This window comes from Bacillus sp. JKS001846, assembly GCF_900176455.1.
In the GTDB taxonomy this organism is placed as follows: Bacteria; Bacillota; Bacilli; order Bacillales; family Bacillaceae_G; genus Bacillus_A; species Bacillus_A cereus.
The window spans coordinates 239,621-253,957 of sequence record NZ_FWYG01000001.1; the positions used below are offsets into that span (position 1 = coordinate 239,621).

Consider the following 14,337-nt stretch of genomic DNA (forward strand, 5'->3'; position numbering starts at 1 on the left):
CACCTCTATCCACTCTTCTTCAATGAACCTTCTTTTTTCTCTTGTTTCATAACGGTTCCTAATTCTTTTTTTGTAAATACACGTAATTTCAAAATAAAAAACATATATGTCAATCCGCCAATGGCTACACCTAACAACGCTTCAAGTGTCGCGCTTCCTCTATGTTCCGTATCAATTACTAATCCAGACATCTGTAACACACGTGTGAACATCATTAATACAAATCCCATACACATACCACTAATTACTATCCCTAACATATTTCGCTTATTGATAAGTGACCCTGATACAGCTCTCGTAAGCAACAAAGTATTTAGTCCAGAGATTATACTTAACGCACATAAAGTCGCAAAGGCTGCACCTTTCACACCAAAATAAGGCATGAATATATAATTTAACGCTAACTTTAAGCAACCTCCAAATACAACAAATAATGCTGGCTTAAACGTTTGTCCCAATCCTTGTAAAATAGAAGCTGTCGTAATTGACAATGAACTAAATAAAATAGATAACGATAAAATAGATAAAACATCTGATCCATCACTGTTTTCAAACAACATAATATTCGTAGGTTGAATAATACAAGTTAGTCCAATAGCTGCTGCAAGTCCAATAACACATGTTATTTTCACTGCTAACTTTACCTTTTCTTGAATAAAGGAAAGATCTCCTCTTTCCTTCGCCGCTGTAATAATCGGAATAAGTGACAACGAGAAAGAAGTCGTCACAACAGTACCTAATTGCATTAGCGGAATACTTCTATCATAAACACCCTTTAATACCTTTGCATTTTCAGCCTGTTCTCCCGCACCAATAAGTAAGCTGTAAAAGGACACTGAATCAGCCATCTGTATAAAAATAAGCACTAAATTACTAACACAAATCGCTAACCCCTGCCAAAAAAGGATTTTAACTATCTTCCTTTTACCCTTAATTCTCGCTGCACTTTTGAAGAATATAGAACGAAAATCTTGACGCATATACAATATAAGTACAATAATCCCAATAAGACCACCCGCAATTGAGCCTAACATAGCTCCTGCACCAACTGTATATAAATCAAATCCGTGAGCAATTAGGAATAGCGATAAAAATACAATAATAGAAACTCGAATTGTTTGTTCTATTACTTGCGAAACAGCCGTTGGCATCATATTATTAAATCCTTGAAAATACCCTCTTGCTACAGACAAAAATGGCATCAATAAGAATGAAAATGAAATAACACGTAGTAACTTATCTAAGTGTATATCGCCCATAGCTACCGCAATTGTTTCGGCCCCAAAAAACAATGTAAAGAAGCCTATAAAACCAATTCCTAATAAGAACCAAAAAGATACACAAATAATTTCTTCTGCTTCTTTTTGTTTTCCCCGCTCTAATCGTTCTGCAACCATTTTCGAAATGATAACAGGAAATCCATAAGTAGCTAAAATTAAACAAAATCCATAAAACGGGTAAATTTGTTGGTAAATATAAAATCCAATATCCCCCGCTATATTTTGATATGGAATACGGTAAAAAGCGCTTAATACTTTTGTAACGAAACTTGCAATCGTTAATATAATAGCCCCACGCCAAAAGGCTTGATACTTCTTCGCTTCCATACAAGAAAACTCCTTTTTCTATTCTCACCTCTCGTATTATATCATAAAGAAAAGAACAAACTCCCTTCCCAACACGGGTAATAATGAGTTCCTACACGTTAAAAATATTCAACGAAAAAAGGTAGCAAAGTGCTACCTTCATTCAATATACATATATCTCCAAATAATTGATTTCTCAAAAAGAAAGATCATAATTAGGAAAGATTGCTACTTCTAAAATCAATATACCCTTACTGTTCCATTTGTTTCGCTAAGAAACTGGCAGCAGTATTAACCGCTTTATGCTCGATCTCGCTTATAATAGCTTCTTTTGAAAAAATAATGACGGCTCCAATCGGATCTCCGTTTGCAACAATTGGTCCAACTGTATAAGAATGAACCTTTTCTGTTACACCATCAATAATGGAAATATCACTTTCATCCGTCATAATAACAGACTTTCGTTCTTCCATCGTTTTTTCAATTAAATCGCCAACACTTTTATTTAAGTATTCTTTTTTCGATACGCCTGATACTGCGATGATAGAATCTCGATCACACACAAGCACATTATGTCCTAAGCTGTCATATAAAGCATCAGCATATTCTTTTGCAAAATCACCTAGCTCACTAATTGGAGAATACTTCTTTAAAATTACCTCTCCATCGCGATCAACAAATATTTCTAGTGGGTCTCCTTCTCGAATACGTAAAGTTCTACGAATTTCCTTCGGGATTACGACCCTGCCTAAATCATCAATTCGACGTACGATTCCAGTTGCTTTCATTCTAATGCTGCCTCACTTTCTACTGATGATCAAAGTGGTGAATTTACCTGTTCATGTAAAAATCACCAACTGTTAGATATAGTATTTTACACATTAGTTCTTCTATGCACGTCGAATTGTATTTTTTTATCTTATTTTAGGCATTTATTACTTCTTTTTTTACATCTGGTAAGCCTTTTAATAAATTTTCAGCAATCGTTAACCACTTCGATGTCTCTAAGCCATTTGTTTTCATAACAATTTTCAATTGTGATCCTTCCATTCCTAAACCAATCATACGTCCAAAACTATTTCCGAGCATGAATAATTTTCCACCATCAATATTTTGACTTGCTTGTTCAGAAAACAGGAATGTTACTTCAAATTTATTCTGCTTAATTAATTCAATTTGTTCTTTCATTGCCAACACTTTAATATTTGCAATTTGTAATAAATAACCAACTTCTTGTGGATAATCGCCAAATCTATCGATCATTTCTTCCTGCAATTCTTCAATATCCTCAATTGCAGAAACACCTCTAAATTGTTTATACATCATAATTTTTTGCTTACTATCTGAAATATAAGCATCTGGTAAGTATGCATCTACCTCTAAGTCAATTTCAACATTAACTATATTTTCAGCCCCATCTGTTCCTCTACGCTGTTCAATTGCATCTTTTAACATTTGAGAATATAGATCAAATCCGACAGAATCAATAAATCCATGCTGTTCTGCCCCTAACAAATTACCTGCTCCACGAATAGATAAATCTCTCATCGCAATTTTGAAACCAGATCCAAGTTCCGTGAACTCTTTAATTGCTTGTAGACGCTTCTCTGCAACCTCTGACAGCACTTTGTCACGTTTATATGCAAAGTATGCATATGCAACACGATTAGAACGTCCAACACGCCCACGAAGCTGATACAACTGTGATAATCCCATACGATCTGCATCAAATACAATTAACGTATTTACATTCGGAATATCTACACCCGTCTCAATAATTGTTGTACTTACAAGAACATCATGCTGTCCTTCTAAAAATGATAGCATAACAGACTCTAATTCGCTTTCGTTCATTTTCCCATGTGCGTACGTTACGCGGGCATCTGGAACTAACATCGAAATTTCATCTGCTTTTCTTTCAATATCCTCTACACGGTTATATAGGAAGTAAACTTGACCACCTCTTGCAAGCTCTCGCTCTATCGCCTCTCGCATTAACGCTGGATTATACTCGACTACATACGTTTGGACTGGGAAACGATTTTCTGGTGGTGTCTCAATAACAGATAAGTCGCGCACACCAAGCATAGACATATGAAGCGTCCGCGGAATCGGAGTTGCCGTTAATGTTAATACGTCAACATTCGCCTTCAATTGTTTAATTTTTTCTTTATGTGTCACACCAAATCTTTGTTCTTCATCAATAATAAGAAGCCCTAAATCTTTATAAGTAACATCTTTAGATAAAATACGATGTGTTCCGATTACAATATCTACTGTTCCATCCTTTAAGCCCTTAATTGTTTCATTTTGTTGTTTCCTCGTACGGAATCTACTTAATAAGCCTATATTGATTGGATAATCTTGAAAACGCTCTCGAATTGTTTCATAGTGTTGCTGCGCAAGAATCGTTGTCGGTACTAAAATTGCAACTTGTTTTTCATCCATAATCGCTTTAAATGCCGCACGAATAGCCACTTCAGTCTTTCCATACCCTACATCACCACAAAGGAGCCTATCCATCGGGCGTCCGCGTTCCATATCTTTTTTAATCTCGTCAATAGAACGTAACTGATCCTCTGTCTCTTGGTATGGGAAAGATGATTCGAACTCTTGTTGTTCTGCCGTATCTGGCGTATATGCATAGCCTTTTGAAGCTTCGCGCTCAGCATATAGTTTAATTAGGTCATCCGCAATGTCTTGTACAGATTTTTCAACTTTCGTTTTAACCTTTTTCCAATCATTCCCACCTAATTTGTAAACTTTCGGATCCTTACCTTCAGATCCTACATATTTTTGAACTTGATCAATTTGTTCAATTGGAACGTATAGCTTATCATTACCTTGATATTTAATATTTAAATAATCTTTATGAACACCATTAATCTCTAATGTCTCAATACCTAAAAATTTACCTATACCATGATTTACATGAACTACATAATCTCCAACTTTTAATTCCGAATAACTTTTAATACGTTCAGCATTCGATAGCTTTTGTTTACGTTGAGATTTTTTAACTTTCTTATGAAAAAGCTCCTTTTCAGTAATGACAACAAGCTTTTGCATCGGCATTTCAAATCCTGCATGTAAATCACCTACAGCAATTTGTAACCTTCCAGGCAATAAAATATCTGTACCTTCTACAATATCTGCCTCAATATCATAATCACTTAAAATATGTTGTAATTTTTTCACACGTTCATCATCTGTTCCGAGTACAACAGTCGTAAAATGCCCTTCATTCCATCTATCAATTTCTGTTTTTAACAAATTCATCTGTCCATGGAAATCTTGCATTGTTTTACATGTTACATTAACAATATTTTGCGGATGTGTGTGTGCGATATGACGCAAGAATAACGTTAAATATACAAAACTTCTTTTTTTATGATGAAGAAACCCCTCGAATGGGTGAGAGAAAGATAAATCTTGAATAATTGTTCCTTCACCAAGAAGTGATATATACCATTCCGCCTCTTCTGTTTCAAGATGTGATGCTGTTTCTTGAATACGGGAAATCTCATCTAAAATTACAACACCATCTTCTGGTAAATAATCTATCAGACTAGCAGGTTCTTTATAGAAAATAGATAAGTATTTAAACATCTGTTCTATACTTTGCCCGTTTTTCAACATCTCAATTTCATGACTTACCGTCTCAAGCACTTTAGTCTTTAGTTTATCATCAGAAAGTTTTTGCATCGTCTTAGTCAAGCCTTCTTCAAGATGCTGAATTCCTGATTTTAATTCTTCCTGTGAAAATAAAAACTCTGTTGCCGGACCAAACCTAACGTTTTCTTTTTTACCTTGAGAACGCTGTTCATCCACATCAAATAATCGAATAGAATCGACTTCTGTATCAAAGAATTCAATACGAAATGGTAGTTCTTCAGTTAAAGGATAAATATCTAATATTCCCCCACGCAAACTGAACTCCCCTGGAGCTTCTACCATCGACTTACGTTCATAGCCAATATGATGTAAAGTATGCAAGAGCGCATCTAAATCAATCTCTTGCCCTAGATTGATTTCAACTTGCTTTTGCTTCCACAATTCTTTTATTGGTAAAAATCTACGCAATCCTGCCACTGGCGCTACAATGATTCCATTCTCTCCCGCAGCCAAGCGATTTAACACTTCTATACGTTGCGCCTTCAATTCTGGACTTGCAACTCCAATTTCCGATGCTATCAGTTCATTCACTGGATATAACCACACATCTTTTTCACCAAGTAACGCCACTAAATCTTCATGTACTTTTTGTGCTTGGTATAAGTTATGTGTCACGATTAATTGTGATTTTTTTGTTTTTTTATATAAAGCCGCCATTAATAATGAACGAGAAGACGTTGCCATCCCTGATATAAGTTGTTCTTTTAACCCATCTTCTAACCCATTAATAACCGATTGTATCTCTTCATTTTTATAAAATTGCTCTAATAAACCTATCATTTTTAAAACTCCTCTCAACATAAAGAGCAAGTCATTCTATTTTATGCAAATATTTTGGAAAAGGAAAACAGAAAAATGCTTTGGACATGCCAAAGCGACAACATTTTATTGCAGAAATTTTTCATACTCATAATACTCAGGATAAGATGCGAGCGTTTCTTGACACGATTCACAAATCGTTTTTATATATATATTTCCATTCTCATGAAAATGAATCATTTCTACTACTTCTTGCTCCGTTAGTTGAAATAAAACGTCGCTATATACTTTTTCTGCGTTAATGGAGCCTACATTACCTCCGCAGTGTCTGCAATAATAATACCCTTCCATACTAGCCTCCTAAAAATTCAATTACTACTAGTATGGGTAAAACAAAAGAGAAATATTCCCAATCTCATTTTTAACTATTGAAAGTATTCATGATTTGAAGAAAAGGCTTATTTAGCCACTCTTCACATGCATCCGCTGCTTTTTCAATAGAATGGTTAACATCCGGAATCTCTTCAGATGTAAAGCGTCCTAATACATAATCGACTACCTTCATTCCATTTTTCGGGCGATCAATTCCCATACGGATACGTTGAAATTCTTGTGTTCCTAAGTGCGAAATCGTTGACTTTACACCATTATGTCCACCAGCACTACCTTTCATGCGAAGACGCAATTTACCTACAGGAATGTCTAAATCGTCGTACATAACAACGAAGTCCTCAACATCAATTTTATAATAATCCATAAGTGGACGAATACTTTCCCCAGATAAATTCATGTATGTTAGCGGCTTTAATAAGATTACCTTTTCTCCATTAACAAACCCTGCACCAAATACACCTTTAAATTTTTGTTCATTCAAAGAAATGTTCCAACGCTTCGCAAGTTCATCAATGGCCATAAATCCAATATTATGCCTTGTTAATTCATATTCTCTACCTGGGTTCCCAAGTCCTACTATCAATTTCATTCTTGTACCACTACTTTCTTTTTTCGATACGAAAAGACGTAACCAATTTTGGTTACGTCTCATTCTATCCAATTAATTGAATAATACACTCACAGATTCTTCTTCGTATACACGAATGATTGCTTCTCCGATTAATGGAGCAACTGAAAGTTCATGTACTTTGTCGATTTTCTTCTCTTCTGGTAATACGATAGAGTTCGTTACAACTAACTCTTTAATGTTTGAATTTTGAATACGCTCAATTGCTGGACCAGATAATACTGGGTGTGTACAGCAAGCATATACTTCAGAAGCACCGTTCTCAACAAGAGCGTTTGCTGCTAATGTAATTGTACCAGCTGTATCAATGATGTCATCAATTAAAATCGCTGTTTTGCCTTCAATATTACCGATAATGTTCATTACCTCTGAAACGTTCGGGCGAGGACGACGCTTATCAATAATAGCGATTGGCGCTTTTAGACGATCTGCCATTTTTCTCGCACGAGTTACACCACCATGATCAGGAGACACGATTACGATATCTTTAAGACCTTTTGTTTCAAAGTAATCAGAAAGAATCGGTACACCCATTAAGTGGTCGATTGGGATATCAAAGAACCCTTGAATTTGTGGAGCATGTAAATCTAGAGTGATTACACGAGTTGCACCTGCTGTTTCAAGCAAGTTTGCTACAAGTTTCGATGTAATTGGTTCACGAGAACGCGCTTTACGGTCTTGACGCGCATAACCATAGTAAGGAATAACAATATTAATTGTTTTCGCAGATGCACGTTTTAATGCATCGATCATAATAAGTAATTCCATGATATGTTCGTTTACTGGGAAGCTTGTAGATTGAATAATGAATACATCGCAACCACGGATACTTTCTTCAATGTTAATTTGAACTTCTCCATCACTAAAACGATCAACAGAACATTTTCCTAGTCCTACTCCAATATGCTTTGCAATCTGCTCAGCAAGTTCCTTATTAGAGTTTAAAGAGAATACTTTCAAATTAGAATTTAGATATTGAGTCGACATCTAGATTAACCCTCCACATTATTATGATTTTTTCTTATTCAGCAATTGATCAACATAGTCTTCTTTGTTAACTTGACGTGCACGTGCTACCGATAATGCTTTTGATGGAACATTCTCTGTAATTGTAGAGCCTGCCGCCACATAAGCACCATCTTCAACTGTTACTGGAGCAACAAGGTTTGAATTACATCCAATAAATACCCCATTACCAATCACAGTTTTGAATTTATTCTTACCGTCATAGTTCACCGTAATTGAACCACAACCAAGATTCACGTCTTCTCCAACTTGTGCATCCCCGATATAACTCAAGTGTGAAGCTTTACTTCTATTACCAAAGACAGTTTTTTTGATTTCCACGAAGTTTCCAACGCGTACTTCGTCTCCAATAACTGAATCTGGGCGAATATGTGCAAATGGACCAACCGATACTTCTGTACCAAGCTTACTATCATGTACAGTAGATTGTCGAATTGTCGTACGATCTCCAATTTCACTATCGCGAATTACTGTATGCGGTCCAATTTCACAATCAGAACCAATTACAGTGTTCCCCTCAATAATTGTTCCTGGATGAAGAACTGTATCGCTACCGATAATTGCATCAGCAGAAATATAAGTGTTACTTGGATCAATAATTGTAACACCATTTACCATGTTCTTTCGGTTGATACGGTTTTTCATAATAATTTCCGCTTGCGATAGAGCGACTCTGTCGTTAACACCTAACGTTTCATCGAACTGCTCTGTTTGATAAGCTGATACGATATGACCTTCATTTTTTAAAATCTCAATAACATCTGGAAGGTAATATTCACCTTGCACGTTATCATTTGAAACTTTAGAAAGTGAAGCAAATAAAGCCTTATTATCAAAACAATACGTACCTGTATTGATTTCTTTAATAGCTAATTCTTTCTCATTTGCATCTTTATGCTCAACAATCTTTTCAACATGACCATTCTCATTACGAACAATACGGCCATATCCAGCAGGCTCTTCTATGTATGCTGTTAGCACCGTCGCCATTGCTCCTGCTTCTTTATGTTGCTGAAGTAATGCTTCCATTGTTTCAGCAGTTATTAGAGGCGTATCACCACAAATAACTAAAGTTGTTCCTTCTTCATTTGCAAGTACACTTGCAGCTTGATCTACAGCATGTGCTGTACCAAGTTGTTCTGCTTGTAATGCAAATTCACTTACGTTCCCTAGCTGTTCTTGTACCATTTCAGCACCATGTCCAACAACCGTTACAAGTTTCTGCAATCCTAATTGAGATACTTGATCGACTACGTGTTGTACCATAGGTTTTCCACATACAGGATGCAGCACTTTGTATAGCTTAGACTTCATACGTGTGCCTTTACCTGCAGCTAGAATCACTGCAAATCTGTTTGACATATAGACCCTCCATCGCAACCTATTTATCCATTAAAGATATTATCCTAAATCATCATATATTTCAAGAAACACATTTTAACTATTAAATTTTACCATAATTCTTATAAGATGTTTTACTCTTTAGTATCTTTTTTAAGAAATAAGCTATACTATTTAAAATGATTTTGAAAAAATTAGTAGTTTCTTCTTTTTATGTTAATAAATTATACAGTTTCCAAATATAAAGCAAAAAAAACAAACCCCTGTAAATGCTTACAGGAGTTTGTTACAAAATTATAAGGCTTTTTGTCAAAAGCCCTTTTCATTCGAATTTTACGAAGCACCTGCTTCTTCAAACTCAACCTCTTCTAACTCGCCTAAACGATGATACTCTGTTAAAACCGCATCTTGAATTTTAGAGCGTGTACCAGAATTAATTGGATGTGCAATGTCACGGAACTCTCCATCTGGAGTACGTTTACTTGGCATTGCTACAAATAATCCATTATTACCATCAATTACACGAATATCATGAACAACAAATTCATGGTCTAGAGTAATAGAGGCAATTGCTCTCATGCGGCCTTCTGTGTTTACGCGGCGTAATCTTACGTCAGTCACTTCCATCTTGTGTTCACCACCCTTTTCTAAATAAGCGATATATTTGTATAAATTCCACAAATTTTCTATTTTCCCTTTAATTTTTTAAAAATTTTTAAGATAAAAATTTTTAAAGTAGTTGAATATAGAGATTAGTGGAGGTTATCGCTTACAAAAGGTTACTTAACTAGGGCGATTACTTCAATTTCAACGGAAACATCTTTCGGTAATTTTGCTACTTGCACACAAGATCGAGCTGGTTTATGAGTAGAGAAATAAGAGCTATACACTTCATTCACAGCATTAAAATCATCCATGTCCTTTAAAAATACTGTTGTTTTTACGACTGTATCAAATGAAGCACCTGCTTCCTCTAATACCGCTTGTAAATTTTGAAATACTTGTTCTGTTTGTACTGTTACATCTCCTGTTACAAGCTCCCCATTTGCCATCAATGGAATTTGTCCTGAGCTATAGAACATGTTATTTACAATAATCCCCTGTGAATAAGGTCCAATTGCTTGTGGTGCCTTGCTTGTTTGAACAACTTTCATACTTTTCACCCTTTTATTATTTATTTTACTCTTTAAAAATAGTGTACGAAAGGCAGTTTGTCCATCTATTTTATAATCTATAAATAAAATAAAAAAGATAGAGCTATCTGCTCTATCTTTTATTCCGCCTCTACAAGCCCTTCATCAAATGGTGCAAGAGAATAATTCCCTTTTTCCACTTGAATCGTTTTTTCTTTCACATCAACTTCCGATAGACGAATTAATGATACAAAATTATTAATTAGTCGTTCTTCAATATCTGTGGATTCTACTAATACACCAATACCAACAACATTAGCCTTGAATTCTTCTAGCATACTCATCATACCTTGAATTGTTCCGCCAGCTTTCATGAAGTCATCAATAATTAAAACATTCGACCCTTCTGGAAGACTGCGTTTTGCTAACGTCATTGTTTGAATTCGTTTAGAAGAACCCGACACATAGTTAATACTAACAGTCGGACCTTCTGTTACCTTATTATCTTTCCTTGCAATTACAACTGGTACATCTAAGTAATTTGCCACTGCATAAGCAAGTGGAATCCCCTTCGTTGCCACCGTCATAACTGCATCAATTGGTTGCCTAGCAAAAACAGAAGCAAACAAACGACCTGCGCCATTAATATGGCGAGGATTACTCAATAAATCTGTCATGTATAAGTAACCGCCAGGCAAAATACGATCTGGGTTTTCAAATAAGCCACAAAGCTCATCAATAATTAGATCTGCCTCTTCTTCACTTATATACGGTATATATTTCACTCCTCCTGCTGCTCCTGGTATCGTTTGCAATGTGCCGACCCCTTGTTGTTCAAACGTTTGCTTAATAATAACTAAATCTTCACTAATGGAAGACTTAGCCGATTGATACCTTTCAGCAAAAAAAGTGAGAGATACTAGCTGACGAGGGTTTTGTAGCAAGTAATAAGTCATATCGACTAATCTTGTACTTCTTCTAATTTTCATACTCTCACCTCAAATCACGAATATTCTAAACAAATCATAACGTATTATACGTCTTTATTCAAGCGTTTCTCGCTCTCCTAATAAACGTACCGCATAGACTTGTTCACAAAATCCTTTTAATCCGTTATAAATGCGATGCATTCGTGAATCATGGTGTACAAGTCCAAATACAGTTGGACCACTTCCACTCATTAATACAGCATCCGCTCCAAATCGCTTCATCTGTGATTTAATACGGGCAACTTCAGGATGCATTCCAAATGTTACATCTTCTAAAACGTTACCAACAGTATCACAAATTCCTTTATAATCACCAGAATTTATGACATCAACCATTTTATCTACATTTGGATGTGTAACTCGATTTAACTTTAAATTTCCATACACATCAGCAGTAGATACACCTATATGTGGTTTCGCTAAAATAACCCAACAAGAAGGCGGAGTCTTTATATGCTCAATTTTCTCTCCTCTTCCAGTGGCAATTGCTGTGCCTCCGTATACACAGAACGATACATCTGATCCAATTTCTGCACCAAGCTCTGCTAACTCATCAATTGTAAGCCCTAAATTCCATAATTTATTAAGACCACGTAATGTCGCTGCTGCATCACTACTTCCACCTGCTAATCCAGCTGCTACTGGAATCGTTTTTTCAATAGTAATAGATACACCTTTTTTTACATTAAACTTCTCTTTTAATAATTTCGCTGCCTGATAAGCTAAATTTCGTTGGTCGTCTGGGACATACCGATTATGGGATAAAATTTCAATACGGTCTTCTGCTAATTCCGTTAGTTCTAGACGATCTGCTAAATCAATGGTTGTCATAATCATTTTCACTTCATGATATCCGTCTTGTCTTTTTCCCAGTACATCTAACGACAGATTAATCTTTGCTGGTGCTTTCACTAGTAGCTTCAATCTATTCACCCACTCTATGTACTCAATCTTTTATCGTTTATTTTACCATAAATTTATAGTAAGACGATGACACTTCCCTAATTATAACGAAAAGCATTCAGAATGAAACTACTTATGTAAAATGATGGCACCTTTTAGAGTACAAAAAGCCGAGGAATGTCTCCTCGGCTACCGTAGCACAGAAAGTATCTTACAACTACTGGTTTCGTTTCATTAATTGCTGTTCTGCAATTTCTATAGCACGTTTCACCATGTTACCAGCATCTTTCGCACGAATTCCGCCCCATCCTTCTTTCTGAACAACATCATAAAAGCCAAGCTCTTTTGCTAGCTCTTCTTTAAATTGGTTTGACATGACACCTCTTCGTCTACTCAATGCAGAGTCCCTCCTTATTTTGCTACGGTATAGTTAGTATGCAAAATAATATAGCTTTTCATTTATGGGAATATATGTAATGATATATGGATTATAAAATGACCTCATTATGAGGGTCTCCATAAAATGTTAACTCTACTGTCTCTGTTAAAACATCTGCATAACTATAAGATACACGTTGCAACGCATCTTCTTGTTGATCCAATTGTACAACAAAAACGGAACGGTATGTTTCTGCTAGTACACCTGATTGCTCCACAGTTTTTCTTCTTCCACTATTTGCTTTTAACATAAGTCGCTGTCCAAGATGGTGATCTAATTCGCTTTTAATTTCATCTAAACGTTTTGACATATACTTCGCTACACCTCGCTGTAATTTAGATTGAACACTTAAAGCACGATATATCTATCCTAATTATTAACCGCGATTCACAGCTAATATCATCCTGCGTTTGAATAGATAGAAGAAATACTATATTGTAAAAGTATCATTACGTAGTCTTTACGTTCTTACCTCTTTTTATCCAAATTCATTTAAATCCTTCCATACAAAAAGCAAGATACATATGTATCCTGCTTACTCTTCGTAATGTTGAAAAGGTAATCCCGTTCGTAAAATCCCTCTCGTTTCAATTCCACCTAGTCCCTTTTCACCAGTAATTGTATTACGTACGACATCCCATACATTGACTCTCTCCATAAATGAAGTAAAACTAATTTTACCAACTACATATACAGGATCTAGTGCATGAATATTAATTCTAGATGGTGAACTAGCGAAATTGGCCCCTGCACGAATTAGTGCCTCAAAATGTGATTGACATGCCCCAGCAAAAATAACAAGTTGATCCAATGATGGATATTTTTTTCGCACTTCACGAACAGCCTGTACAAAATGCCTTGAATGCCTATATGCCGCTAAATCTCCCTTCACTCCTTTTGATTTTGTATATGCATCATGTCCTGTAATAACGAGAATGTCTGGGCGAAAGTGATCTATTAAGTCTACTACTTTTTCATGCATCTCCGTTTCTTTACAATGAATACCTTGAACAGGAACGCCAATTTTATTATATAAATCTAAGCACTTGCGCAAATATAAAGGGTCTCCATCTATATGCAATACACGTCCCGGCATTTGAAAATAATTTACCTCACTTGTGTATCCACCAGTTGAAGTATGTTCATGCCTTTGTTTCATCAGTACATAATCTTGTTGAAACAAACGATACGTGCGCTCCATTGTTTCTTTCTCACGCTTCACCCTTTTTTTATGTTCTCTTTGATCTATACTAATTAAATCTTCAAGTGGCGCATCCGCCACCAGTCTAATTTCCTCTCCAAACAATATAGCTATCTCGCCTTTTATTTCTATAATACGAAAAAGAATATCCCTCTTATGAGAATATCGTTCCACTAATTCTCCAACATGTAAAACCATTCTCCTACCTCCAAACTCATTAGGCCATCTTACCTGTTTTTAAAGTATGAATTTAGAGAGCGAAAG

The 14,337-nt window shown here is 35.6% G+C and carries 14 protein-coding genes; all 14 read right to left on the minus strand.

Annotation, left to right across the window (positions count from 1 at the left end; genetic code table 11):
- Positions 1 to 5 precede the first annotated feature (5 nt).
- Complete coding sequence (locus B9A45_RS01410) at positions 6 to 1,607, minus strand: putative polysaccharide biosynthesis protein (protein WP_016111073.1); 1,602 nt, start codon at positions 1,605 to 1,607, stop codon at positions 6 to 8.
- Between the two features lie 230 nt (positions 1,608 to 1,837).
- Positions 1,838 to 2,374 (minus strand): stage V sporulation protein T, encoded by a 537-nt coding sequence (gene spoVT / locus B9A45_RS01415; RefSeq protein ID WP_000648302.1) that lies wholly within the window; start codon positions 2,372 to 2,374, stop codon positions 1,838 to 1,840.
- A gap of 136 nt (positions 2,375 to 2,510) precedes the next feature.
- Positions 2,511 to 6,041: a transcription-repair coupling factor gene (mfd, locus tag B9A45_RS01420; protein WP_000579678.1), complete on the minus strand. Its 3,531-nt coding sequence runs from the start codon at positions 6,039 to 6,041 to the stop codon at positions 2,511 to 2,513.
- Positions 6,042 to 6,146: 105 nt separating this feature from the next.
- Positions 6,147 to 6,371: an anti-sigma-F factor Fin family protein gene (locus B9A45_RS01425; RefSeq protein ID WP_000399438.1), complete on the minus strand. Its 225-nt coding sequence runs from the start codon at positions 6,369 to 6,371 to the stop codon at positions 6,147 to 6,149.
- A gap of 70 nt (positions 6,372 to 6,441) precedes the next feature.
- Positions 6,442 to 7,002: an aminoacyl-tRNA hydrolase gene (gene pth, locus B9A45_RS01430; RefSeq protein WP_000767702.1), complete on the minus strand. Its 561-nt coding sequence runs from the start codon at positions 7,000 to 7,002 to the stop codon at positions 6,442 to 6,444.
- A 72-nt stretch (positions 7,003 to 7,074) separates the two neighbouring features.
- A complete protein-coding gene (locus tag B9A45_RS01435) occupies positions 7,075 to 8,028 on the minus strand; it encodes a ribose-phosphate diphosphokinase (RefSeq protein ID WP_000107420.1) in 954 nt (317 codons plus the stop codon).
- 21 nt (positions 8,029 to 8,049) lie between these two features.
- Positions 8,050 to 9,429, minus strand: coding sequence for a bifunctional UDP-N-acetylglucosamine diphosphorylase/glucosamine-1-phosphate N-acetyltransferase GlmU (gene glmU, locus B9A45_RS01440; RefSeq protein WP_000071039.1), 1,380 nt, complete (start codon positions 9,427 to 9,429; stop codon positions 8,050 to 8,052).
- Between the two features lie 312 nt (positions 9,430 to 9,741).
- Positions 9,742 to 10,035, minus strand: a complete 294-nt coding sequence (gene spoVG / locus B9A45_RS01445; RefSeq protein ID WP_000454041.1) for a septation regulator SpoVG — start codon at positions 10,033 to 10,035, stop codon at positions 9,742 to 9,744.
- A gap of 152 nt (positions 10,036 to 10,187) precedes the next feature.
- Positions 10,188 to 10,562: a RidA family protein gene (locus tag B9A45_RS01450; protein ID WP_000869811.1), complete on the minus strand. Its 375-nt coding sequence runs from the start codon at positions 10,560 to 10,562 to the stop codon at positions 10,188 to 10,190.
- 119 nt (positions 10,563 to 10,681) lie between these two features.
- Positions 10,682 to 11,530: a pur operon repressor gene (purR, locus tag B9A45_RS01455; protein ID WP_000702466.1), complete on the minus strand. Its 849-nt coding sequence runs from the start codon at positions 11,528 to 11,530 to the stop codon at positions 10,682 to 10,684.
- A 54-nt stretch (positions 11,531 to 11,584) separates the two neighbouring features.
- Positions 11,585 to 12,454: a 4-(cytidine 5'-diphospho)-2-C-methyl-D-erythritol kinase gene (gene ispE, locus B9A45_RS01460; protein WP_000772104.1), complete on the minus strand. Its 870-nt coding sequence runs from the start codon at positions 12,452 to 12,454 to the stop codon at positions 11,585 to 11,587.
- Between the two features lie 196 nt (positions 12,455 to 12,650).
- Positions 12,651 to 12,809, minus strand: coding sequence for a small, acid-soluble spore protein, alpha/beta type (locus B9A45_RS01465; RefSeq protein ID WP_000070633.1), 159 nt, complete (start codon positions 12,807 to 12,809; stop codon positions 12,651 to 12,653).
- 112 nt (positions 12,810 to 12,921) lie between these two features.
- On the minus strand, positions 12,922 to 13,182 hold the full coding sequence (locus tag B9A45_RS01470) for a biofilm formation stimulator Veg (RefSeq protein WP_000044347.1): 261 nt from the start codon (positions 13,180 to 13,182) through the stop codon (positions 12,922 to 12,924).
- Between the two features lie 225 nt (positions 13,183 to 13,407).
- Positions 13,408 to 14,271: a sporulation peptidase YabG gene (gene yabG, locus B9A45_RS01475; RefSeq protein WP_000242868.1), complete on the minus strand. Its 864-nt coding sequence runs from the start codon at positions 14,269 to 14,271 to the stop codon at positions 13,408 to 13,410.
- Between the last annotated feature and the right edge of the window lie 66 nt (positions 14,272 to 14,337).